The 19,807-nt window shown below is 50.9% G+C and carries 20 protein-coding genes; 14 read left to right on the top strand and 6 right to left on the bottom strand.

Annotated elements, in window-relative coordinates:
• The gene (locus tag H6F76_RS10710; protein WP_190508060.1) at positions 1-624 is read right to left on the bottom strand and encodes an XRE family transcriptional regulator; all 624 of its coding nucleotides are present in this window, start codon (positions 622-624) and stop codon (positions 1-3) included.
• A gap of 135 nt (positions 625-759) precedes the next feature.
• On the opposite strand from H6F76_RS10710, the gene purU reads away from it, so the two are divergent.
• The 8 genes from purU (at position 760) to glnT (ending at position 9,168) form a co-directional block, all read left to right on the top strand.
• Positions 760-1,620, top strand: a complete 861-nt coding sequence (gene purU, locus H6F76_RS10705; RefSeq protein WP_190508058.1) for a formyltetrahydrofolate deformylase — start codon at positions 760-762, stop codon at positions 1,618-1,620.
• Between the two features lie 9 nt (positions 1,621-1,629).
• A complete protein-coding gene (locus H6F76_RS10700; protein WP_190508056.1) occupies positions 1,630-2,871 on the top strand; it encodes an FAD-dependent oxidoreductase in 1,242 nt (413 codons plus the stop codon).
• Between the two features lie 54 nt (positions 2,872-2,925).
• Positions 2,926-3,228 (top strand): antibiotic biosynthesis monooxygenase, encoded by a 303-nt coding sequence (locus tag H6F76_RS10695; RefSeq protein ID WP_190508054.1) that lies wholly within the window; start codon positions 2,926-2,928, stop codon positions 3,226-3,228.
• Positions 3,229-3,258: 30 nt separating this feature from the next.
• Positions 3,259-3,588: a phosphotyrosine protein phosphatase gene (locus H6F76_RS10690; RefSeq protein WP_190508111.1), complete on the top strand. Its 330-nt coding sequence runs from the start codon at positions 3,259-3,261 to the stop codon at positions 3,586-3,588.
• A 37-nt stretch (positions 3,589-3,625) separates the two neighbouring features.
• On the top strand, positions 3,626-3,886 hold the full coding sequence (locus tag H6F76_RS10685) for a sarcosine oxidase subunit delta (protein WP_190508052.1): 261 nt from the start codon (positions 3,626-3,628) through the stop codon (positions 3,884-3,886).
• Positions 3,883-6,969 carry a 2Fe-2S iron-sulfur cluster-binding protein gene (locus H6F76_RS30420; RefSeq protein WP_242036612.1) on the top strand — a complete coding sequence of 1,029 codons (3,087 nt, stop codon included), beginning with the start codon at positions 3,883-3,885 and terminating at the stop codon, positions 6,967-6,969. The genes H6F76_RS10685 and H6F76_RS30420 overlap by 4 nt, the downstream gene beginning before the upstream one ends.
• Complete coding sequence (locus H6F76_RS10670) at positions 6,966-7,616, top strand: methylglutamate dehydrogenase (RefSeq protein WP_190508051.1); 651 nt, start codon at positions 6,966-6,968, stop codon at positions 7,614-7,616. The genes H6F76_RS30420 and H6F76_RS10670 overlap by 4 nt, the downstream gene beginning before the upstream one ends.
• A gap of 223 nt (positions 7,617-7,839) precedes the next feature.
• Positions 7,840-9,168 carry a type III glutamate--ammonia ligase gene (glnT, locus tag H6F76_RS10665; protein ID WP_190508049.1) on the top strand — a complete coding sequence of 443 codons (1,329 nt, stop codon included), beginning with the start codon at positions 7,840-7,842 and terminating at the stop codon, positions 9,166-9,168.
• A gap of 282 nt (positions 9,169-9,450) precedes the next feature.
• On the opposite strand, the gene H6F76_RS10660 is transcribed toward glnT, so the two are convergent.
• Positions 9,451-9,693, bottom strand: a complete 243-nt coding sequence (locus H6F76_RS10660) for a hypothetical protein (RefSeq protein ID WP_190508046.1) — start codon at positions 9,691-9,693, stop codon at positions 9,451-9,453.
• A 78-nt stretch (positions 9,694-9,771) separates the two neighbouring features.
• On the opposite strand from H6F76_RS10660, the gene H6F76_RS10655 reads away from it, so the two are divergent.
• The 3 genes from H6F76_RS10655 (at position 9,772) to H6F76_RS10645 (ending at position 12,727) form a co-directional block, all read left to right on the top strand.
• Complete coding sequence (locus tag H6F76_RS10655; RefSeq protein ID WP_190508044.1) at positions 9,772-10,680, top strand: class II glutamine amidotransferase; 909 nt, start codon at positions 9,772-9,774, stop codon at positions 10,678-10,680.
• Positions 10,668-11,348, top strand: coding sequence for a protein glxC (locus H6F76_RS10650; RefSeq protein ID WP_190451720.1), 681 nt, complete (start codon positions 10,668-10,670; stop codon positions 11,346-11,348). Before H6F76_RS10655 ends, H6F76_RS10650 begins: the two co-directional genes overlap by 13 nt.
• An 86-nt stretch (positions 11,349-11,434) precedes the next feature.
• Complete coding sequence (locus tag H6F76_RS10645; RefSeq protein WP_347276006.1) at positions 11,435-12,727, top strand: FMN-binding glutamate synthase family protein; 1,293 nt, start codon at positions 11,435-11,437, stop codon at positions 12,725-12,727.
• Between the two features lie 210 nt (positions 12,728-12,937).
• Here H6F76_RS10645 and H6F76_RS30415 read toward each other — a convergent pair whose 3' ends face one another.
• Complete coding sequence (locus H6F76_RS30415; RefSeq protein WP_242036611.1) at positions 12,938-14,317, bottom strand: M23 family metallopeptidase; 1,380 nt, start codon at positions 14,315-14,317, stop codon at positions 12,938-12,940.
• 254 nt (positions 14,318-14,571) lie between these two features.
• Between H6F76_RS30415 and H6F76_RS10635 the strand changes: the two genes are divergently transcribed.
• Positions 14,572-15,054, top strand: coding sequence for a phycobilisome protein (locus tag H6F76_RS10635; RefSeq protein ID WP_190451712.1), 483 nt, complete (start codon positions 14,572-14,574; stop codon positions 15,052-15,054).
• A gap of 95 nt (positions 15,055-15,149) precedes the next feature.
• On the opposite strand, the gene H6F76_RS10630 is transcribed toward H6F76_RS10635, so the two are convergent.
• Complete coding sequence (locus H6F76_RS10630; protein WP_190508039.1) at positions 15,150-16,988, bottom strand: ABC transporter ATP-binding protein; 1,839 nt, start codon at positions 16,986-16,988, stop codon at positions 15,150-15,152.
• Positions 16,989-17,166: 178 nt separating this feature from the next.
• Between H6F76_RS10630 and H6F76_RS30005 the strand changes: the two genes are divergently transcribed.
• A complete protein-coding gene (locus H6F76_RS30005) occupies positions 17,167-17,379 on the top strand; it encodes a hypothetical protein (protein WP_190451707.1) in 213 nt (70 codons plus the stop codon).
• A gap of 23 nt (positions 17,380-17,402) precedes the next feature.
• Here H6F76_RS30005 and H6F76_RS10620 read toward each other — a convergent pair whose 3' ends face one another.
• Together H6F76_RS10620 and H6F76_RS10615 are read right to left on the bottom strand one after the other, a co-directional pair.
• The gene (locus H6F76_RS10620) at positions 17,403-18,236 is read right to left on the bottom strand and encodes an MOSC N-terminal beta barrel domain-containing protein (RefSeq protein WP_242036610.1); all 834 of its coding nucleotides are present in this window, start codon (positions 18,234-18,236) and stop codon (positions 17,403-17,405) included.
• 38 nt (positions 18,237-18,274) lie between these two features.
• Positions 18,275-18,790 carry a GNAT family N-acetyltransferase gene (locus H6F76_RS10615; RefSeq protein WP_190451705.1) on the bottom strand — a complete coding sequence of 172 codons (516 nt, stop codon included), beginning with the start codon at positions 18,788-18,790 and terminating at the stop codon, positions 18,275-18,277.
• 116 nt (positions 18,791-18,906) lie between these two features.
• Between H6F76_RS10615 and H6F76_RS10610 the strand changes: the two genes are divergently transcribed.
• Entirely contained in the window at positions 18,907-19,293 is a 387-nt protein-coding gene (locus H6F76_RS10610; protein WP_190508037.1) for a hypothetical protein, read from the top strand.
• Positions 19,294-19,807 lie beyond the last annotated feature (514 nt).

Raw genomic sequence — 19,807 nt, 5'->3', positions numbered from 1 at the left:
TTATTCCATCGTGGGCAGCGTGGAATAGTAGATAATCGCAAGAAAGCGAATTGGCAAGGCAACCAGCTTTTCGGGACCGTGGGGAATGTCGCCGCGAAAGGTGAGCGAGTCGCCCGGATTGAGCCGATAGGTTGATTGCCCATGACGATACTCGATTGCGCCTTCCAGCATATAAATAAACTCGGTGCCAGGATGCTCAAAGGTCGGAAACACTTCTGAGGCGTCATCCATTGTAATGAGAAATGGCTCAAAGAGTTTTGTTGGACCCTGATCGTAAGCCAGTAGATGATAGGTATGACCGCGCTTTGTCCCTCGGCGCACCACTTCCATCCCTTCATCCCGTTTGACCAGTTGGGCACTTCCGGCAGGAATGTTGTAGTTGCGAAACAGCGTCGCTAATGACACGCCCAGAGCACTAGCAAGTTTAGCCAAGGTTTCCAAACTTGTAGCGGTTTGTGCGTTTTCAATTTTGGATAGCATTCCCCGCGAAATGCCCACCTGTTCAGCGACTTCGGCGATCGTCAGCCCGTGTTTCTGCCGCAACTCACGAATAGTATTGCCGATGTACCGCTCTAGAGCATGATCGGTGACACTTTGTGCACCGTTGCTCGTCGTCTCTGCCATCGTTCACCTCACGATTTGCGGTCTGTAGACATCACTTTTACAACTCTTTTGCATAATAGCAGGAAAATTAGTTGACATACATGAATCAAAACTGCATGATAGTCACTGATAGTTTCCTAACGCCACGGGAATCCGATGTCCTCTGCAAGACACTACACCCTCACCCTTTCGTGCCCTGATCGCGTGGGTATTGTGGCTGCTGTGAGCACCTTTGTTGCCAACCATCAGGGGTGGATTGTGGAAGCGCAGCATCATGCTGATCGTGTGGCACAGCGGTTCTTCATGCGACAAGAAATTCTTGCTGAGTCTTTACCCTTCGGCATTGAGGTCTTTCGGGAGCAGTTTGCAGCGATCGCAGAATCCTTTCAAATGGAATGGAACATCACCGATTCTGCACAGAAAAAGCGCGTAGTGATTCTGGTTTCTAAACTAGAGCACTGCTTGTATGACTTGCTGTCCCGCTGGCAAAGTGGCGAACTGGATGTGGAAATTCCCTGCGTCATTTCTAATCATGATGTGTTTCGCAAATTTGTGGAATGGCACGAAATTCCCTTCTATTATGTGCCCGTTATGCCCGACACAAAAGCAGATGCCTTTGATAAGGTGATGCATTTGTTTGATAACGCAAAGGGAGATGTGATGATTTTGGCGCGGTACATGCAGGTGCTATCACCGGAGATGTGCGATCGCTACTCTGGACGCATTATTAACATCCATCATTCCTTTTTGCCGTCGTTTGTGGGTGCCAAACCCTACCATCAGGCGTATGAACGAGGCGTGAAACTCACGGGTGCAACGTGCCACTACGTGACAGCTGATCTGGATGCAGGTCCTATCATTGAGCAAGATGTGATTCGCATTGACCATTCCGATTCAGTGGACGACCTAGTGCGCTATGGCAAAGATATTGAAAAAGCGGTGCTGGCACGAGGGCTGCGCTATCACGTCGAGGATCGGGTGCTGGTGCATGGCAACAAAACCGTTGTGTTTCGTTAGGAGAACGACATGCCATTACGTCTCCTGAAATTTGGTTTATCAAAGAAGCATCCCGAACCGCGGATGTTTCGACAACCCGATCGCCTGAAGTCGAGCTACGATGCGGTGATCATTGGTGGGGGTGGTCATGGACTCGCAGCCGCCTACTATCTGGCTCGCGATCATGGAATGCACAACGTCGCGGTGCTGGAGAAAGGCTACATGGGTGGCGGCAATACGGGACGCAACACGACGATCATCCGTTCTAACTACCTTACGCCCGAAGGCGTAAAGTTCTACGACGAATCTGTACGTTTGTGGCAAGACTTGTCGCAGGATTTTGACCTGAATCTGTTCTACTCCACCCGGGGACACTTCACGCTGGCACATACCGATGCTTCAGTACGAACCATGCGCTGGCGATCGGAAGTCAACAAGCACTTTAGCATCGACAGCGAACTGGTAGATGCCGATGCGGTGCAAGCTGCCTGTCCCCATATAGACATTACCTGTGGCGGACACACTCCCATCCTCGGCGCTCTTTACCATGCACCGGGAAGCATTGCCCGTCATGATGCGGTGGCGTGGGGCTACGGTCGTGGGGCAGACCAGCGAGGCGTAGAAATCCATCAACAAACGGAAGTGTTGGGTATTACAACCAAAGCAGGTCGAGTGACAGGCGTAGAAACTTCGCGGGGCAAGATTTCCACATCGCGAGTCCTTTGTGCAGTGGCTGGATCAACGCCACGATTGCTGGATATGGTGGGATTGCGATCGCCCCTTTATATCCATCCCCTCCAAGCAATGGTTAGTGAACCCATGAAAGCATGGCTCGATCCCATCATTGTCTCCGGTAGTTTGCATGTGTATGTAAGCCAAACGGCGCGAGGAGAACTGGTAATGGGTGCCTCACTTGATCCGTATGAACTCCATTCCACCCGATCGACCCTTGATTTTGTGGAAGGCTTAGCGGCCCATATGCTGGAGCTTTTTCCCTTTCTGTCCCACGTTAAGGTAGTGCGGCAATGGGCAGGGATGGCAGACATGACTCCAGACTTTGCACCCATTATGGGCAAAACCTCGATCGACGGTTTCTACCTCGATTCAGGTTGGGGCACCTGGGGTTTCAAAGCCACACCTGTCGCAGGGAAAACGATGGCCTACACCGTAGCGAACGATCGCAACCATGAGCTGATTCAAGACTTTTCCCTCGATCGCTTCGCCAACTATGCCCTGGTTGGTGAGAAGGGTGCAGCGTCGGTAGGACATTAGGGCAGAAGGCGGAGGGTAGAGGGTAGAGGACGGAAAATATTAAGGATAAAGGCTATGGTGCTTGAGGTGGCGATGTTTATGGTTAAAAGTGGTTTGGAGCAAGCGTTTGAAACTTCGTTCAGGCAGGCTTCCAACTTAATTTCCTCTATGCCTGGATATGAATCCCATGAACTCCATCAATGTTTAGAAGTGCCGGGAAAATATTTACTGTTAGTGCGATGGCAGACCTTGGAAGACCATACTGTTGGCTTTCGGGAATCGCCCACTTATCAAAAATGGAAACAACTTCTCCATCACTTTTATGACCCGTTTCCCACCGTCGAGCATTTTACAGAAGTCTTTAGTGGTAAGCGGTAGGGGTGAGGTATCTCGATGTTGATGGAACTTATGAAGAAATTGCTCTTTGTATGCGGCAAAAATCGACTGCGTAGCCCAACCGCCGAGGAGCTTTTTTCGCGCTACGAGGGTTTAGAGGTTGCATCGGCAGGAATCGACCGGGACGCTGACACACCGCTATCAAACGAAGCAATCCAATGGGCAGATATCATCTTTGTGATGGAGAACGGACACCGCAGTAAGCTCTCAAAAAAGTTTCAGCCCTATCTCAACGGTAAACGGATCGTTTGTTTGGATATTCGTGATGAGTATGAGTATATGGAACCAGCGTTGGTCGCTCTTCTTGAGAAGAAAGTCCTGCCATTACTAGGAACCTTTTAGCGCTGAGAAAAATGGACTGTGTGGATGGGAAGGAACGATGAAATTAATGGTGTGTCCAATTAACGGTGCTCGACCGATTTCCGAATTTGTCTATGGTGGTGAAGTTCGACCCATGCCCGATCCACAAGCAACGGACGATGCGGTGTGGGCAGATTATGTGTTTAACCGCAACGGTGCAGCAGGCGTGAAGCAAGAATGGTGGTGTCACACGCCGAGCAATACCTGGTTTTTGGTTGATCGCAATACCATCACCGATGAAATTTTACGCACCTATTTAGTTGGTGAGGCGGTCGTATGAGTCAACGACTGCCACCAATACCGGGTGAATGGATCGATCGCACCCAGCCGATCGACTTCACGTTTGAAGGCATGACCTTTCAAGGCTACGCAGGCGATACCATCAGCAGCGCGTTGTGGGCAGCGGGACAGCGAGTCTTAGGACGTAGCTTCAAATACCATCGACCTCGTGGGCTATTGAGCTTTGCAAATCATGATGTGAATACGTTGATGCAATCCGGACAGGTGTTAAATGTCCGAGCAGATGTCACACCGTTAGAAACCGGAATGTCGCTCACAGCCATTAATACAGTGGGTGGTGTGATGGGAGATCGTGCCAGCGTGCTCAACTTCTTTTCACCCTTCCTGCCCGTTGGCTTCTACTACAAAGCCTTCTTAGATAAAAAGCTCTTTCCCATGTGGGAGCGTCTTATTCGCCGCATGACGGGGTTGGGCGAAGGCGATCCATCCACACCTCACATTCGCACTCCCAAACGCTACGACTTTTGTGATGTGTTGGTGATCGGTGCTGGGGTGTCTGGGCTGTCAGCAGCCCTGTCAGCGGCAAACACGGGTGCAGATGTGGTCATTGTTGATGAGAACGCACAGGCTGGTGGATCGGGTCGTTATCAACTTGGTGGAAATTCATCTTGTGCGGAGAAGACGGCTGCACTAATGGATGCGATCGCCTCCCATCCCAACATCCGGCTATATACCGGCACTCAAGCAGCAGGCTATTACGCCGATCACTGGATTCCCCTAGTCGATCGCGATCGGCTCTCCAAAATGCGTGCAAAAGCTGTCATTGTTGCCAGCGGTGCCTACGAGCAGCCAGCCGTCTTCCACAACAACGATTTGCCAGGTGTAATGCTGGCATCGGCGGCACAACGGCTCATTTATCGCTATGCCGTCAAGCCCATGCAACGGGCTGTAGTTCTAGTAGCGAATAGTGATGGATATCGAGCCGCCCTGGATTTGGCAGCGCATGGAATTGCCGTGATGGCGATCGTCGATCTGCGCTCTACTCCTGTGGCAACAGATCTCACGCAAGCAGTGCGATCACAGGGCATTCCCATCCATACAGGGTATTGCGTTTACGAAGCGAAGCGAAATCCAGCAGGAGATGGTATCTCCAGTGCCGTCATCTGTCCCTTCGAGGGTAATGAACCGCAATTGGAGCAAAAACGCACGATCGCCTGTGATGGCATTGTCGTGAGTGTAGGTTGGGCACCGACAGCAAACTTGCTCTATCAAGCAGGTGCTAAACTGCGCTTTGATGACCACTTGCAGCAATTTGTCCCAGACGTTTTACCTGAAGGTGTTTTTGCCTGCGGTCGAGTCAACGGCATCTTCGAGTTTGAGCAGAAAATATCGGATGGCAATCGGGCTGGAATGACCGCTGCCGCTTACCTAGGGTTTGAAAACTCCCATACCCAAAGATCGATCTACGAAGGACTAAAACCGGAACAAACAACACCTTTCGGGGGGTGTGAGGGAGTTAGGACCCCACATGGCGGGGGGGCGGGGGGAAGTCCCCTGGTCAGAACTACAAACGAAGCCCAGATACTCATATACGACAACTTTTCTGGGAGAACAGTTGAGTCTGGGAGAACAGTTGAGGGTGTTTCCCATCCCTGGCCGATCGTCCCCCATCCCCACAGCAAAAACTTCGTCGATTTCGATGAAGACCTGCAACTCAAAGATTTCTACAACGCCGCCCAAGAAGGCTTCGATAACATTGAACTCCTCAAACGCTATACCACCGTAGGCATGGGACCCAGCCAGGGCAAACATTCCAACATGAACGCCCTACGAATTCTGGCACGCATCACAGGCAAAACTCCCGGTGAAGTCGGCACCACAACCGCCCGACCATTTTTCCATCCCGTGCCCCTCTCTCATCTTGCAGGACGTAGCTTTACACCAGAGCGCTACACGCCTTTGCATAGTCGCCATGCCGCCTTAAACGCCAAATTTATGCTGGCAGGCAACTGGCGACGACCCGAATACTACACCCAATCGGAAAAGAGTCGTGAGGACTGTATTCGTGCAGAGGCGATCGCCGTTCGCACACAGGTTGGCATCATCGACGTCGGCACATTAGGCAAGCTAGAAATCCGTGGCCCTGATGCGGCTGAGTTTCTAGAGCGAGTGTACACCGGACGTTACACCAACCTGAAAGTGGGGATGTCCCGCTACGCCCTGATGCTCGACGAAACAGGCGTCATTATTGATGATGGCGTAATCGCCCGCTTTGGAGCCGAGCATTTCTACTTCACCACCACTACCTCTGGCGTAGCAAACATCTACCGTGAGCTATCGCGACTGAATACAATGTGGCGCTTAGATTGTGGCATTGTGAACACAACAGGAGCACGATCGGCCATCAATTTGGCTGGTCCCTACGCCCATGAAGTGCTCGCCAAACTCACCGATCTAGATTTATCCAGTGCTACCTTCCCCTACCTTGGCGTACGGCAGGCAACCGTTGCTAATATTCCAGCTCTGCTACTGCGCGTTGGGTTTGTTGGCGAATGGGGTTACGAGATTCATGTCGCGGCAGACTCCGCGATCGCCCTTTGGGATGCTCTGATGGAAGCAGGTGCTGAATATGGCCTTACTCCCTTTGGTGTGGAAGCACAGCGGCTCTTGCGATTAGAGAAAGGACACCTGATTGTCGGGCAGGATACTGACGGTTTGACCACTCCGCGAGAAGCTGGTTTGGGATGGGCAGTTAAGCTAGACAAACCATTCTTCGTTGGTCAACGCAGTCTGCAAAGTATGGCAAAACGTCCGGTGAAACATACATTAGTAGGCTTCATGCTGGAGCCATTTCAAGGGCTACCACCCCAAGAATGTCATCTGGTGATCGATCGCAATGACATTGCCGGACGCATCACCAGCATTGCCTTCAGTCCTGCTTTAAACCGCTTTATTGGCTTGGCATACGTGAAACCAGAACTGGCAGCGGTCGGCGATCGCATTTCCATTCGCCGCTCCGATGGTTCTCTTGTCACTGCAACTATCAATCCCACGCCCTTCTACGACCCTGAAAACCTTCGACAGAAAGACCCTACGCCAAAACGTGAGGAGGTTTCCGTATGATTCGCTTCAGCCCCATGCACGATCGACTGCAATCCATTGATGGATCATGGCGGAATCTGAATGGAATGCCGTCTCTAGTGGCTGTCCCTGAAGAAGCTGTGATCGCCACCTATTTAGGCATCGCTGATGTCTCTTGCCTCACTCGCTTTGGTGTCAAAGGAGCCAACGCAGCCGATTGGCTCTCAAGCCAAGGCATCACAACACCCGATCGCCCAAATACCTGGAATCTTCTCTCCGATGGTGGCATCGTTGCGCGTCTTGGTTTGACAGAATTCTTTATCGAAGATAGTCTGCAAAGCCACTTTGCGATTAATCTAGCCGCAGCCTGCCAGCAACCACCCGCCAAGGTTTATCCCGTCTTGCGTCAAGATGCGGCGATCATCCTTTGTGGCTCCGCCGTCAACGAAGTACTACTGCAAACCTGTAGCGTTAACTTTCGCGCTTTATCATTGCTGGAACGTCCCGTCATTCTCACATCGATGGTCGGTGTTGCTGTCACCATCATTCCGGGCGATCGCAACGGACAGCCGTTCTACCGCCTTTGGTGTGATGGGACGTTTGGAGCGTACCTATGGCAAACGCTAAGCGAGATCGTGGCAGAGATAGGTGGTGGAGTGGTTGGAGTGGAGGAAGGAATGAAAGGCTAAAGGCTAAAGGCTAAAAGTTCTGAGTTTTGAGTTGGAAGAAAGGCTAACGGATGGAGGATGAAGGCTAAAAGTTCTGAGTTAATCCAAGTGTCTCAAATCTCTTGCTCCCCCTGCTCCCCTTGCTTCCCCTGCCCTGTTCCCTGACTCCTTCTAACAACTTTTCTTGAATGCCCAAAGGGCTATACAACTAACGGCCAACAATAACTAACCGCAGGAACCATCCATGACACCAGAAACGGCAAAGAAATTCTTAGCAGACAACCACGTTAAATTTGTCCTAGCGCAGTTTGTGGATATGCACGGTACCGCCAAGACGAAAGCTGTGCCTGCATCCCATTTTGATGACATTCTTGATCCAGGTGCAGGGTTTGCAGGGTTTGCCGTTTGGGGTTTAGCGCAGCAGCCGAATAGCCACGACTTCATGGCGATCGGTGATCCATCAACCTTAACGCTCGTGCCCTGGATGCCAGGTTTTGCGCGTATGGTTTGCGTTGGACATGTGGATGGTCAGCCCTATCCCTATGATTCTCGCTTTGTCTTGATGCAGCAGTTGGAACGGCTGAAGCAAAAGGGGTGGACGTTCTATACGGGACTGGAACCTGAATTTGGCTTGCTGCAAAAAGATGCTCAAGGTCGCATTGCTCCTGCTGATCCCACCGATACGCTAGAGAAACCTTGCTACGACTACAAAGGACTGTCCCGCAGTCGCACGTTTATTGAAAAGCTGGTGGAAAGCCTGCAAATCGCAGATTTTGACGTCTATCAAATTGACCATGAAGATGCAAATGGGCAGTTTGAAATCAATTACACCTACACCGATTGCTTGACCTCTGCCGATCGCTACATCTTCTTCAAGATGGCAGCATCTGAGATCGCCAAAGAGATGGGATTAATTGCCACCTTCATGCCCAAACCGTTTGCGAACCGTACGGGCACTGGAATGCACATGCATATGTCCATGTCTGATGGCAATGCCAATCTCTTTGCCGATGACAGCGATCCTCGCCATCTGGGGCTATCCAAACTGGCATATTACTTCCTCGGTGGCTTGTTGGCTCATGCACCAGCACTGACCGCTATCTGTGCCCCTTCCATCAATTCCTATAAGCGACTGGTTGTGGGACGCGCACTCAGTGGCGCAACTTGGGCACCTGCCTACATCACCTATGGCGACAACAACCGCTCCAGTATGGTACGCATTCCCGGTGGACGACTCGAATTTCGCCTGGCGGATGGTTCCTGCAACCCCTATTTGGCCGCTGCTGTCGCGATCGCCGCTGGGCTTGATGGCATCGAAAAAGAACTCGATCCGGGCGATCCATACAACATTAACCTCTACGACCTTTCCGAAGCCGACCTCAAGGATAAAGGCATTCAAACCCTACCGCAGAGCTTAAAGGAAGCGACCGACGCTCTCGAAGCTGATCCCGTTATCACCGATGCTCTCGGTCCTCTCGCTACCGAATTCATCAACCTCAAACGGATGGAATGGGTCGAATACATGCGCCACGTCTCGGAATGGGAAGTCCAACGCTACTTGGAGTTTTTCTAGCGACAGTTGCTGGCAGTCAGTATTTAGGAGAAAGCCCTAGACAACCTACGATAAACAGACTTGGTTTTAACCCATCAGTCTTGTTAGACGATGAATTAAAGTACAGTTATTAGTTGGAGTGAGCAAGAATGAGATTTCCATTCGAGTCTGGTAGCCACACTTTACTTGTTTCGGAACTTACATCAAAAAAGCCTAATTGATGCTTTGCTGCAAGGCGGAAAGTAGCTTCATACGCCTCCTGCCTCTTTGACCAGGCGAATACAGCATAGATGAGAGTGCTTCCTAGGTGTAGTCTGTTACAGCCACTTCGTCGTCTGCTAGGTCGTTATTTGCGTATGCTCCGTTCATGGCTGGAAAATCAACTATTATGTCCAAAAACCATGCCCGAAGAGCGGCACTCAAGACCTCCGGATCGTCATAGCTGTGAGACTTTTCCCATTCAGTTTGTTCACAAAACCAAGATAGGAACTCGTCGTACTTTATCGGTGAAACAGCGGAATCGAAAACAAACAATTCATAACTCATACTCGGATTCCTAAGCTGGTAGCTGTTCAACAAATTACTAGCTAATGACCACTCTCCCAACTCAAAAATTTCCCCCCTATGTGTGGCATCGTCGGACTACTCATCAAAAATCCATCAATGCGATCGTCTCTCGGTGAACTGATGGTGCCCATGCTTATCGGTATGAGCCAACGCGGACCCGATTCCGCTGGACTTGCCGTTTTCACCGAAGCGCTACCAGATAACCAGCGTAAATATAGCCTCTATTCTGGCAGTATTCATACGAGTGGCAGTTTTAATTGGTCAGAACTGTCACAGGCGTTTCAAGCCCATTTCAACGCGACGCCCGACCTTCAAATTCACGAAAATCAAGCAGTGCTAACCGCTAATCTGGCGACCAATGCGGTGAAGCAATGGCTACAAGACAACTATCCACAAATCCATCTCTTGTCTACCGGACGAGCGATCGACCTTTACAAGGATGCTGGAAGTCCAACGAGCATTGTCGATCGCTACCAGTTCAAAGGTCTGCAAGGTTCCCATCTGGTGGGACATACTCGCATGGCAACCGAATCAGCAGTTACACCTGCCCACGCCCACCCCTTCACCGCTGGCGAGGACTTCTGCCTAGTTCACAACGGCTCCCTTTCCAATCCCTACGAAATTCGCCGTAAGCTTGAACATCACGGCATTCACTTTGAAACCGACAACGACACCGAAGCTGCCTGTCGCTTTTTAGAATGGCGTATGCAAGAAGGGGATGACTTGAAAGCTGCCATCCAAAAAGGGTTTGAAGCGCTCGATGGTTTCTATACCTTTCTCATGGGCACCGCCGATAAATTAGCGCTGGTGCGCGATGCCTTTGCCTGCAAACCCGCCGTAGTAGCGGAAACGGATGATTACGTGGCGATCGCCTCCGAATTTCGATCGCTCGCCCATCTCCCCAACATCAATCACGCCCACATCTACGAACCTGCACCAGAGGAAATGTACGTATGGACGGTGTAACCTTCGACCTTGCCCAAACGCCCCTGCGCGAAGTCAACCGCTTCCTCCATCAACCACTGAACGGGCAAACCATCCGCATTCTCAATCCCGACGGTGCTCATAACATTGCGGTGGGTTTAGATGCGCCTGTGGAAGTCGAAATTGCAGGACATGCAGGCTACTACGCGGCTGGCATGAACAAACTAGCAAACGTCACCATCCTCGGCAATGTCGGTCCCGGTGTTGCCGAAAACATGATGTCTGGACGAGTCCACGTCAAGGGCTTTGCCTCCGTTTCCGCTGGCGCTTCTGCTCAGGGTGGCTTACTCGTTATCGATGGTGATGCCAGCTTACGGTGTGGAATTTCCCTCAAAGGAGCTGATATTGTGGTGGGTGGCAGTGTAGGCAGTTTCTCTGCCTTCATGGCACAAGCTGGACGCATCGTGATTTGCGGCAATGCCGGTGATGCCCTCGGCGATTCTCTCTATGAAGCCATCATCTACGTGCGCGGCACCATCAAATCGCTCGGTGCCGATGCCCAGATGGAACCCATGACTCATGCTGACTACGAAGCTGTCGGCGAACTCCTCGCCAAAGCAGGTTTCTCTCAGGATCCGAAGGAATTTAAACGCATTGCATCTGCCAAGCAGCTTTACCACTGGAACGCAGATGTCAATCAGGAGTATTAACAATGAACATGCCTCACTCTCAAGCTGATCCGTCTCAATCACATCACCCTATCTCTCGTGAGGCTTCATGGGGTTATGACAGCCGCATGATTAGCTACATTCAAAATGCAGCGGCACATGGTCTTTATGAAATCCGTGGGTTAGGTGCCAAGCGTCGGCTGCCTCACTTTGATGATCTAATGTTTTTGGGATCATCCCTCTCGCGCTATCCGCTAGAAGGCTATCGGGAGAAATGTACGACCAAAACCATTTTGGGGACTCGATATGCCACAAAACCCATTGAGTTAGAGATTCCCATCACGATCGCCGGCATGAGTTTTGGCTCCCTATCTGCCAACGTCAAAGAAGCACTGGGGCTTGCGGCAACGGCTGTTGGCACTTCGACGACGACTGGTGATGGTGGCATGACTCCCGAAGAACGGCTGTCATCCAAAACCCTAATCTATCAATGCTTACCGTCCCGTTATGGGTTTAATCCCGATGATGTGCGAAAAGCAGACGCGATCGAAATTGTCATTGGGCAGGGCGCAAAACCCGGTGGTGGCGGCATGCTGCTGGGGCAAAAAATCAATCCACGAGTCGCGGAAATGCGAACCTTACCTGAAGGGGTGGATCAGCGCTCCGCCTGCCGTCACCCCGACTGGACAGGTCCCGATGACCTCACCATTAAAATTCAGGAGTTACGAGAACTCACCGATTGGGAAAAGCCTATCTACGTGAAAGTAGGAGCCTCACGCACGTTCAATGATGTCAAACTTGCGGTTCATGCCGGTGCCGATGTGATCGTCGTTGATGGAATGCAGGGCGGAACGGCAGCAACCCAAACTGTTTTTATCGAACACGTGGGCATTCCCACGCTGGCAGCCGTGCGTCAGGCAGTCGATGCTCTCGAAGATCTGAATATGAAAGGTAAGGTGCAACTCATTGTGTCTGGTGGCATTCGTACCGGAGCTGATGTGGCTAAAGCAATTGCGATGGGCGCGGATGCAGTATCGATCGGGCAAGGCATTCTCATTGCATTAGGCTGCAATAGTGAAACCTACATCCAACAGGGTGAACACCACTCAGCAGTGGAAGATTATGCGGCGATCAACACGGCTCCTGGTTACTGCCACCATTGCCATACTGGAAAGTGCCCCGTGGGTGTCACCACGCAGGACGCTATTCTGGAAAAACGGCTAGAACCAGAAGTCGGTGCGCGTCGGGTGCAAAACTACCTCAAAACGTTGAATATGGAATTGACCACGATCGCCCGTGCTTGCGGTAAACAAAACGTCCACCATCTAGAGCGCGAAGATCTAGTTGCCCTTACCGTTGAAGCCGCTGCAATGGCGCGGTTACCTCTTGCTGGAACATCCTGGGTTCCTGGATGGCAGTAACTCCAGTGCATCCCAAAAACAGCCTTCGTTGCTACTACGCCCACTTACCTCAATGGATCATTACACAGCCATGAGCGTCACCGCATGACTCACAACCATTTCGCTTGAAGACATACTTCTCCACTTTCTCACCCCTTTACCCCTTCGCCTCTCCACCCCTCCACTCTTTCGCCTCTTCTCCACTTCACACATTTAAAGTTGCTCCAACAGCTAGCCTGCTTGCCTTGCCTTCACCAAACGTGCTAGAGCAGCTTTCAACGGTACGCCAGGGTCGATCGCCTGCCAGCCACGAGCTGTTTTCTGGCGCAGCTCAAAATGCAGGTGGGGACCTGTCGATAAGCCAGTGCTACCCACTCGCCCGATAACATCACCTTTTTCAACCCATTGACCCGGTTTAACCATTAGTGCCGAAAGATGTGCGTAGAGAGTTTCGCGTGTATTGTCTTGGTGTGACAAAATGACTGTTAGCCCATAGCCACCCAACTGATCAGAAAGCGCCACCTTACCAGACGCTGCTGCTAAAACGGGTGTACCCATCGGCGCACCAATGTCCGTGCCACTGTGAAAGCGCCGATTGCCCCTGATGGGATGGACTCGCCAGCCAAAGCGAGAAGTAATGGGTGCTGGTGATGCTAAGGGAAAAATGAAGCTCAACCCATTCCAAAGATCAGCGTTGGAACGGGTGCCCGTAGCGGTTGCCGTCCAGTTTTGCCCATTGAAGTCAGGTACACTATTGTCCACGACCACACCGATTCCGCCGATCTTTCCCCCAACTCCATTGAGGGAGTAGCCGACATAATTCGGTGGCGCTGGTGGTATGTAGCTGTACTGCGGCGTGTTGGGGGACGAAGTGTATGGCACCACCTGGGGCAGCGATCGCCCTGATGTTGTTGGCTCCAGGGCTTTGGTTTTGATTCTAACTAAAGGTACTTTTGGCAGCCTTGGCTTTGTTGCAATAGTTGATCGAAACGGTCGCCTAGCCGCGATCGCATTAATTTGCGCCAGTAGGTCTGCCTGAGTTTCGGGGGATAACATTGCATTTTGAGCCATTTGCCGTGCCTGAGCAAACTGTCTGGCTTGAGCAAGCGCGATCACTTCTGCTTCCAGATTTGCCCGCAGTTTTGCTTCTTTTAGAGCTTTGTCTTTAGCAACAATGTCTGCCAGTTTTTGCTTTAGCACTAGCCGCTGATCGCCAGTGGCTTGCTTAAAGAGTTGACTGCGATCGGACTCCGCAGCTTGAGCCGTCGTAACGTTTTGCGTCGCCTTGTCTACTAAAACTTTATCCGCTTGAGCCTCATTTACTAAAGGCTTATTTGCTGAAGAATAGGCAGGCTGTGTGCTCCTGGAAGTAGCGGTCTCGGTGTTAGCTGGTTGACTATTTCTTTGAACCGCAACTGATTTTGTACTAGCGATGGGCGCGGCTTGAGTCAAAGAAACGGGCGGCATTGACTCCGGAGCGCTCACAGTCGGATTGAGGACGGGAACAGTGATTTGTTGGGGAGCGACCAGGGCAGCTTGAGTATCAACATTGGCAGGTGGAACGGGCTTAGCAGTTTGCTCTACCAGCGTCTGGGCGATCGCGTCCAGCATTTTAGAAGTTCCCTAACTAATGGTCTGCCGCTTTATTTCTAAGTGATTACCTGGCAATCAGGACAGTTCTCCTACTATCACCACTTTTTTTCAGAGCATTGTGTGAAACTACTACCAAAGAAAGTTGTTTTCATGAAACTTTCCGGATATCAGCAAGGTACCTCCGTATACACACGCTCAAAATAGATTAAGAGTTCTAAAGTACTTGCCCCTGGGTATACTGAGCCAACTGAAACCTGTAAGAGGTCTTACCAATGTTGAGCCAGTTAGAAAAGTTAAGTATGGATACGGATGGTCGCTTTGCCAGCGATGAAGAACTAGCCTTTGTCGATGCTTATGTCCAGTCCTTTAGCCTGCGGTTGCAGACCTATCAAACGCTTCAGTTGGTAGAAAGTGCGATCGTGCAACAGGTAGAAGCAAAAATGCGATCGCTCGACCCCATGCTCTTCCACAGCGGTAAGGAAGACGTAAGTGCAAAATGGAAGCGCGATACCGTGCGGGTACTCCGCTATTCTGCGATCGCCATGCTAATGGATGATCCTGAAACCTTGCGCGAACGGTTTCTCTTGTGGTTTCAGACTATTATGAAAGCCTTTGGCGCTGAAAAAAGCTGCAATGCCACCTACGAAGTGATGCAGCAAGTGGTCAAACAGCATTTGACTCCACAGCAAGCCAGTATGTTCTGCCCCATCCTTGAGCTTAATCGGGTGGCATTAGGGAAACCCCGCAATACATAATTCTGTTGATGGAACTCCGGGCTGCCAAGATACCAGCATCAAGCACCAGAGGCTAGGAAACTTGTACCTTTTGCCTTTTGCCTTTCACTGTCCTCCTACCGATACCCTGCTGCTTGTAGCGAGAACAGTTGAGCGTAGCGCTTGCCCGATCGCAGCAGTTCGTCATGGTTGCCATGTTCGACCACTTTGCCACCTTGTAGCACTACAATCTGGTCTGCCATCCGCACTGTTGAAAACCGATGAGAGATGAGAATCGCCATCTGGTTTTGCGTCATGGCGCGAAAGTGATCGAAAATTTGAACTTCAGCTTCAGCATCCATGGCGGCAGTCGGTTCATCCAGCACCAAAATGTCGGCTTGGGTTCGCATGAAGGCTCGCGAAAGGGCTATTTTTTGCCACTGACCGCCCGATAGCTCACGACCACTCTTAAACCACCGTCCGAGCTGAGTGTGATAGTTGTCGGGCAGCGAGGCAATAAAAGGCTGTGCCGTGCCTTTTTCTGCGGCAGCTTGCCAACGCATTTCATCTTCCATAAAGTTCACATCACCTGCACCAATATTCTCGCCGACGGTAAATTGATACCGCACAAAGTTTTGAAAAATCACACCGATGCGCTGCTGAAGTACGGCAGGATTCCATTCACGCAGATCCAAGCCGTCTAACAGAATGCGCCCACTGTCTGGAATATATAGACGTGTCAGTAGCTTGATAAGAGTAGTTTTGCCAGAGCCATTTTCGCCCACGATCGCCAACTTTTCGCCCGGTTTCAAATGCAGCGATACTGCCTCTAGCGCAGGCTCAGAGCTACCGGGATAGCTAAAGGTAACGGCCTCAAAGCGCAAGCCATCGCCTGGTGATAGACCGTGAGCTGCATAACCCAAGGGTGTTGCAATGGGTTGTTCCAGGTACTCATAGAGATTTGACAGGTAGAGACTATCTTCATACATGCCACCGATCGCGCTCAAAATGGAAGCGAAGGTTGTTTGCCCCTGACGGAACACAACGAGATACATCGTCAGGTCGCCGAGAGAAATCGCCCCAGCGATCGCCTCCCACACAATCCACACATAGGCGGCGTAAAAAGCAGTGGTGCTTAAGAGTCCCAGTAGATAGCTCCACAGCCCCCGACGAATGGTTAAATCTCGGTCTTCGCCGTAAAGCTGATGGAAAATGTTGCGGTAGCGACGCAACAGCATGGGGCCCAGCTGATACAGCTTGACTTCCATTGCCGCTGTATCGTTAGAAAGTAGCCATTCCAGATAGTTTTGCTGCCGCACTTCAGGAGCACGCCAGCGGAACAGACGAAAGGCGGCTCCGGCAAAGCGTGTCTCAGCAATAAATACAGGAATCGCTGCCACCATCAGCACCAGCACTGCCCAAGCAGAGAAATTTAGCAGCAAGCTGCCGTAGGTCAGCAGTGAGAGAGCGTCTTGTACCAACCCAAAGGTGCGCCCTACTAAACTAAGTGGACGGCTAGACGCTTCTCGCCGCGCCCGCGCCATTTTGTCATAGAACTCCGAGTCCTCGAAGTGCGCCATGTCCAGAGTGAGCGCCTTTTCAAGAATGAGTACGTTGACCTTGTGACCTAGTAGTGCACGCAGTAGCGATTGACAGAGCGCTAACCCCTGTTTGCAGCCTGCCTGAAGTGCGATCAGTCCCGCTTCAATGCCTAGATATGTCAGGGTCTGCCAGCGATCGTCCGCCAGTCCCGATCGCGCTGCCTGCACAACACCATCAACAATAAGCTTGCCTACATAGGCGATCGCCCCCGGAAGCAAACCAGCAATCAAGGTTAGCACCATGAGAGCAATAGTCAGCGCACGATTGGTTGTCCACACCAAGGCGATCGCCCGTCCACAGTATTGATACATCGACAACGACTGCCGCAAACTCTGCCAGCGTTGTCTCAGCCGATTTCGGTGAAAATTCCTCATACTCTCACGATAGCTTTCTGCGATCGAAGTTGGTAGCCGACGGTTAGCCGTCAGCCATTAGCTTTCAGCCTTTAGCCTTTAACCCTGTATCTCAGCCCATCGTATGGTATATCCTCCCACTGGCTACATATTCCGAGGGGTGGTAAGGTGAGGCTGGTCTTAGAGCGGATAAGTTCGCGTGGCTTACTGGATCAAACTCAATTTTGAGCGAAATACTTACGTGGTCGACCTTGATCGAGTTACTGCATTCTGCTACGTGCCTAATGCGAGAGTTTCCTTTGCCTTACTAGATGGCAACACAACGATCATCGTCACTCAGCAAAGCGATCCTGATTCCTATCAAACTATTTTGGACTATGTAGAAAAACGCACAGGGTTCACGTTGCCGTAGAGCTTGCGTTGCTATTGCCGCCACTAATCCAGCGCGATCGTATCACCAACTCGTAGGGTCGCTCCCGCTTGGGGCTGCACTACACGAGTGTTAGCCGCTAAGCGATAAAAGTGGTTAAAGCGCGAAGCCTCTACCCACTCTGGTAAGGTTTCCTTCCGCTTGGCAACAAACACCTTTTGAAAATGGGGATACGGCTCGCCAGTCATCGCATCACGGGTAACGACAATGCAGCGCTGGCAGGGGTTCACACCTGCAAACTGCACGTTGCCAATATGAAACGGCACCACGCGATCCGCTTTCAAAGAAGCTTCGCCAACGGCTGACCCAAACAGGCAGTCTTCCCAAAATGGCTCGACACCAGTAATTTCGAGGTTCGATCGAAAGCGCCGTCGGACTGCCTCTAGACTTAGGTTAGGAAACCAGTCGGCGATCGTCCGCAGTGTCTCGGTGCTAATCACCGTTGGGCCCGGCGAATTTGTGTCATCCGGAAAACCTGTTTCTGTATTCTGAAGCAGCGTCACCGCAAAACCAAAGTACGCACTTAACCATTGCTCTACAGGCGATCGTTCCACATCAAGATGAAAGGTTGTGGCTCCAGGCTCACCTTCTATCCTTAAAGCAATCGTGCGAGTTTCTAAGTCAAAGCTCGAACGAATACGATGCACCTCAGCAGTCCGTTTGCCGTTGATCACGTTGCCCTCTGCATCTACGATCGCAAACTCACGGTCATACTGCAATGCGCCACTGGGCAGCACCGTCGTTTGGAGGATTGCAACGCCATCCAACGCTTTAATAGGATAAACAAAAATTTGAGCTAGCTCCGGCATCCACTGGCACCCCACGGCATGGTTATCCATTAGATCTGCTAAAACAGAGTGATTGCTACAATCACATCTCAACTGTTTGAATGTTTCGCCTCATCTATCACTGTCCCTAGTTTTTTCTCCCAAAACAATGCCTTGCCCATCTGGGGGTTTAGCTCATAGCCACTGAAGCCGCATGCCCTATAAGCTGCCTGAGCTACCTGATTTCCTTCCAGTACTTCTAGAGTGAGCTTGCAGCAACCCAGGGAGATCGCGATCGCCTCCGCTTTCTGTAGCAGCAGTTTAGACAAACCCATACCACGATAGGGTGTAGCAACCATGACATCATGAATATTCAGCAGTGGCTGGCATGCAAACGTCGAAAATCCTTCTAAGCAAACAACAAGTCCTGTAGGTTGGGTATCGACAAACGCGAGAATAACATGAGCGGCTTTTCTCTTTGCAAGCTCTGCTGGGAGATGTGCTTTAACGTAATCTGACAGACCATTACCACCACCCATTGGGTCGAGCGCATACTCATCCATCAACTGAACCATCGCCTTAGCATGAGCAGGTACATTCAAATCTGCTTCAATAATTTCAATCATTCATAGGTGCTTGACGCTTCAAGTGTTGGTATAACATAGGCTCAAGGTTCATAGCGCAAGGTCCACAACGTAAATAGGCTTGCTGTAGTGTGTTTAATATAGAAGGCTAAGTACCAATGACCCGACTACGATGGACTCAAGTGTGGCATTCTCTAGGACTAGAGTTTTGGCTAGCACTGCCATTGCTAGGACTGGGCTTTTGGCTATCTAGCGGGCTTTTGACAGATCGAATGTTGGTTCGATCCAACCGTACAACGGTGTATCTACAAGGCGATCGTCAGCAACAGCAACAACCCCCGCGGACTGTAGAATCGATTACCGTCATTATCAAACCACAGCAAAGTCTTTCAACCATCACTATTGAAACGGCAAACTCAGCACTTAAACAACTAAGGTTCGAGTTTCCGACAACGGAGCCAGCACAAATTGAAGCGGCAATTAGTCGAGAACTCGGTTTACCACGCGATCGAGTTCGTTCCTTAGTGCGCTATCGATCAGAGTAAACGTTACCCATGCCCCTGCAAGCAGGACTAGTGGATTCGTGCGAGGGAAAAGAACCCAGCGCATTGCTTGCTGTCGCTATATATAAGCTACCAAGACATTCAACAGCCGTTAGCTCATCAAGAAACCCAAGGATGGGACTCTGAGCTATCGAAAAAGCTAAGAACCACGTACCGCCAAGTGAAGGGATTGAGATTAAACATACCAATTCAATCGCTATTGTCGCTAGAGTCTTACAGGAGGTCTAGCCACGGAAGAGATCTTAGAGCGAGTGATGAAAATTATGGTCAGACGGCTGATTAAAGTCTACGAGGTCTAGCTACAGAAAATATCGTAGAGCGAGTGATGAGCGAGCAGGATTTACTGAACGAATGTGAGAGCGGAGGAGATACCAGAAAAAATATTTTTTTTCCTGCTTGACGTTTCCTTCTTCTGTTGTTATGTTAGATAAGCGGTGAGGCAAGCGCAGCGAAAGTGAAGCGAGCCGAGGCCGCCTGAACCTAGAGAATTAAATAG

Origin of the sequence: Leptolyngbya sp. FACHB-321 (assembly GCF_014695975.1) — a bacterium.
Lineage (GTDB): Bacteria > Cyanobacteriota > Cyanobacteriia > Leptolyngbyales > Leptolyngbyaceae > Stenomitos.
This window is presented reverse-complemented; position numbering and strand designations above follow the sequence as displayed.

Coding starts and splice junctions, on each gene's coding strand:
- H6F76_RS10710 (WP_190508060.1), bottom strand. CDS start 624: ATGGCAGAGACGACGAGCAACGGTGCACAAAGTGTCACCGATCATGCT.
- H6F76_RS10630 (WP_190508039.1), bottom strand. CDS start 16,988: ATGAGGAATTTTCACCGAAATCGGCTGAGACAACGCTGGCAGAGTTTG.
- H6F76_RS10635 (WP_190451712.1), top strand. CDS start 14,572: ATGTTGAGCCAGTTAGAAAAGTTAAGTATGGATACGGATGGTCGCTTT.
- H6F76_RS10660 (WP_190508046.1), bottom strand. CDS start 9,693: ATGAGTTATGAATTGTTTGTTTTCGATTCCGCTGTTTCACCGATAAAG.
- H6F76_RS10645 (WP_347276006.1), top strand. CDS start 11,435: ATGATTAGCTACATTCAAAATGCAGCGGCACATGGTCTTTATGAAATC.
- H6F76_RS10685 (WP_190508052.1), top strand. CDS start 3,626: ATGAAATTAATGGTGTGTCCAATTAACGGTGCTCGACCGATTTCCGAA.
- H6F76_RS30420 (WP_242036612.1), top strand. CDS start 3,883: ATGAGTCAACGACTGCCACCAATACCGGGTGAATGGATCGATCGCACC.
- H6F76_RS30415 (WP_242036611.1), bottom strand. CDS start 14,317: ATGCTGGACGCGATCGCCCAGACGCTGGTAGAGCAAACTGCTAAGCCC.
- H6F76_RS10695 (WP_190508054.1), top strand. CDS start 2,926: ATGGTGCTTGAGGTGGCGATGTTTATGGTTAAAAGTGGTTTGGAGCAA.
- H6F76_RS10650 (WP_190451720.1), top strand. CDS start 10,668: ATGGACGGTGTAACCTTCGACCTTGCCCAAACGCCCCTGCGCGAAGTC.
- glnT (WP_190508049.1), top strand. CDS start 7,840: ATGACACCAGAAACGGCAAAGAAATTCTTAGCAGACAACCACGTTAAA.
- H6F76_RS10690 (WP_190508111.1), top strand. CDS start 3,259: ATGAAGAAATTGCTCTTTGTATGCGGCAAAAATCGACTGCGTAGCCCA.
- H6F76_RS10670 (WP_190508051.1), top strand. CDS start 6,966: ATGATTCGCTTCAGCCCCATGCACGATCGACTGCAATCCATTGATGGA.
- H6F76_RS10610 (WP_190508037.1), top strand. CDS start 18,907: ATGACCCGACTACGATGGACTCAAGTGTGGCATTCTCTAGGACTAGAG.
- H6F76_RS10655 (WP_190508044.1), top strand. CDS start 9,772: ATGTGTGGCATCGTCGGACTACTCATCAAAAATCCATCAATGCGATCG.
- H6F76_RS10620 (WP_242036610.1), bottom strand. CDS start 18,236: ATGGATAACCATGCCGTGGGGTGCCAGTGGATGCCGGAGCTAGCTCAA.
- H6F76_RS10700 (WP_190508056.1), top strand. CDS start 1,630: ATGCCATTACGTCTCCTGAAATTTGGTTTATCAAAGAAGCATCCCGAA.
- purU (WP_190508058.1), top strand. CDS start 760: ATGTCCTCTGCAAGACACTACACCCTCACCCTTTCGTGCCCTGATCGC.
- H6F76_RS10615 (WP_190451705.1), bottom strand. CDS start 18,790: ATGATTGAAATTATTGAAGCAGATTTGAATGTACCTGCTCATGCTAAG.